This is a genomic window from Flavobacterium sp., assembly GCF_003525665.1.
GTDB lineage: Bacteria > Bacteroidota > Bacteroidia > Flavobacteriales > Flavobacteriaceae > Flavobacterium.
In genome coordinates this window covers 1-2,402 of record NZ_DQDX01000020.1, presented here as the reverse complement: position 1 = coordinate 2,402, position 2,402 = coordinate 1, and the positions used below count along the sequence as shown (strand labels likewise).

At 30.7% G+C, this 2,402-nt stretch carries 4 protein-coding genes; 2 read left to right on the top strand and 2 right to left on the bottom strand.

Annotation, left to right across the window (positions count from 1 at the left end; genetic code table 11):
* The first annotated feature begins 57 nt into the window (after positions 1-57).
* A complete protein-coding gene (gene yidD / locus DIU01_RS01430) occupies positions 58-303 on the top strand; it encodes a membrane protein insertion efficiency factor YidD (RefSeq protein WP_290831479.1) in 246 nt (81 codons plus the stop codon).
* A gap of 73 nt (positions 304-376) precedes the next feature.
* Positions 377-1,324, top strand: coding sequence for a prolipoprotein diacylglyceryl transferase (gene lgt, locus DIU01_RS01425; protein WP_290831478.1), 948 nt, complete (start codon positions 377-379; stop codon positions 1,322-1,324).
* Between the two features lie 247 nt (positions 1,325-1,571).
* Here lgt and DIU01_RS01420 read toward each other — a convergent pair whose 3' ends face one another.
* Together DIU01_RS01420 and DIU01_RS01415 are read right to left on the bottom strand one after the other, a co-directional pair.
* Positions 1,572-1,730 (bottom strand): hypothetical protein, encoded by a 159-nt coding sequence (locus DIU01_RS01420; protein ID WP_290831477.1) that lies wholly within the window; start codon positions 1,728-1,730, stop codon positions 1,572-1,574.
* Between the two features lie 5 nt (positions 1,731-1,735).
* On the bottom strand, positions 1,736-2,263 hold the full coding sequence (locus DIU01_RS01415; protein WP_290831476.1) for a hypothetical protein: 528 nt from the start codon (positions 2,261-2,263) through the stop codon (positions 1,736-1,738).
* Positions 2,264-2,402 lie beyond the last annotated feature (139 nt).

The window sequence follows — 2,402 nt, the reverse complement described above, 5'->3', positions numbered from 1 at the left end:
GGTCAGTGGTCAGTGCTCAGTGTTCAAAATTAAACAGTTTTCATTACTCATTTAAAAATGATAAAAAAGATAATCATAGTTCCATTTGTAATGTTGATTCGTTTTTATCAGCAAGGCATTTCGCCATTTACTCCGCAAACTTGTAGATTTGAACCCACTTGTTCGAGTTATTTTATAGAGGCTTTGAAAGTTCATGGTTTGTTTTACGGAATGTATCTGGGTGTGAAACGGATTTTAAGTTGTCATCCTTGGGGAAAAACTGGATATGATCCTGTGCCCGAAAAAAAATGTAATCATAAATAAAGTATAATACGTTCTTTTATTCTGTGAATAGTATTAAATTTGAAAATATAAAAAAGATTAAAATAGTAAAATTATGATTTGGAATCCATCAGAAGGCTTTGAACTAGGACCATTAACCATTCGTTTTTATAGCTTGATGTTTGTTGTAGCTTTTGGAATTGGCTGGTACATCATGAAACGCATTTTCATTAAAGAAGGTGAATCGTTAGAAAAGTTGGATACGCTTTTTATTTGGACTGTTTTAGCCACATTAGTTGGTGCGCGATTAGGACATGTATTTTTCTATGATTGGGAATATTTTAGAAACAACCCAATGGAAATATTACTTCCGTTTAAGTTTCAACCTGAGTTTCATTTCACAGGATTTCAAGGATTGGCTAGTCATGGCGCGGCAATTTCGATTATAATTGTAATGTATTTTTACAGTAAAAAAGTTATCAAAAGACCGCTACTTTGGGTTTTGGATAGAATTGTAATTCCGGTTGCGTGTGGTGCTATATTTGTGCGATTAGGTAATTTCTTTAATTCGGAAATTGTAGGTAATGTCACTACATCTGAATTTGGGATTAAGTTCTTGAGAGACAAATTCACTCCGTCTGATGTTATTAGTATAACTGGAATTAATGATATCAATAGTGCTTACAGTGCTATTATTACCGATCCAAAATACGCTACTTTTTTAGAACAAGTGCCATTAAAACATCCAGCGCAATTGTATGAAGCGTTTGGATATATTTTTGTTTTCATAATCCTTTGGTTATTATATTGGAAAACAAATTATAAAGAAAAACACGGTTTGATTTTTGGATTTTTCTTAGTTCTTTTATGGTCTGTTAGATTTGCTGTAGAGAATGTAAAAGAAAGCCAAGGCGGAATTGAAGAAAGCTTAGGCTTATTTTCAACAGGACAATGGTTGAGTATTCCTTTTATACTTGTTGGAATTGTTTTTATATTCCTTGCTGAAAAACCACTACCTAAAGATTTGTTTGACAATGATGTAAATCCGGATAAGTTATTTTAAAGTAAATATAATTAGAGAAAGAGGCATTTAAAGTGTCTCTTTTTTTTATGAATAGATGTTTCATAAAACATGGTTTGTCAAGATAAACTTGTACGGCTTGCATTCAGTTGCTGCTGCTGGCAGTAGTCAAAACAACTACAAAATTAATTTGAAAGATATAATTGAAAATATCTGAGTACTATCCACGAAGACAAAAACAAAAGCCTAGCAATTAATACAAACCATGATTGTGCTTTCCGCATTTAAATTATTCGGAGGTTTTTTCTTTTCGTGAAGTTTTTTTCAAACTAGTTTTTTTGACTTTTCGGCTAGCGATGAATTCACTAATTTCTCTTCTTTCTTCTTCTGTTAATGGTGGACTTTGAATTATAAAATCTACACCTTTTGGTTCTTTAATTAAGCTCATGATTTTTATGATTTAAAATATTTTCTAACTAGTTTTGTTGCTGCTTCTGTTTCAATAATCATTCTTTGACCTTTGAAATGGTAAGCTCCGAGATTCTCCTCATAATGCTTTATTAAGTTTGTTTTGGCGTTAAAAGCAACAAAACCATCATAACCTTTTTGGAAAGAAACTTTACAAGCAAAAGCTACCAAATTTCCGGCAACACCTTCATAAAGTTTGTTTTTTCCAATGTTGAAAGGAGAACTTTCCAATAAATTCATATAAATATGATCTTGTTCAATTGTAATACTCAACAAACCTTGAATAATCTTAGAGTTATTTACAATTGTAAGTTTATATACTTCTTTTTGAATGTCATTGAACTCTATTTTCCAATCAAAATTCCAACCATTTTTCTTAATTACAGTTTTTAAATCTAAGCTAGTAAGTCTACTAACCTCAGTCTGAAAACTATCACCTGAAATAGTGTTTAAAATTGAATCAGTTAATTTGTCAATTATAAAATTTTGCTCTATTTGTACTTTATTACGCATAGAGTCAAAATTACAAAATATTTAGTTTTAATAAGAATATATTGTTTAAAGATTTAGTTTATGCGCTCCAACTATGCTGATGCATAACTACATAATTTGGACTTTGTACTAAACATGAGTGCATGTTGCACAACTCAAA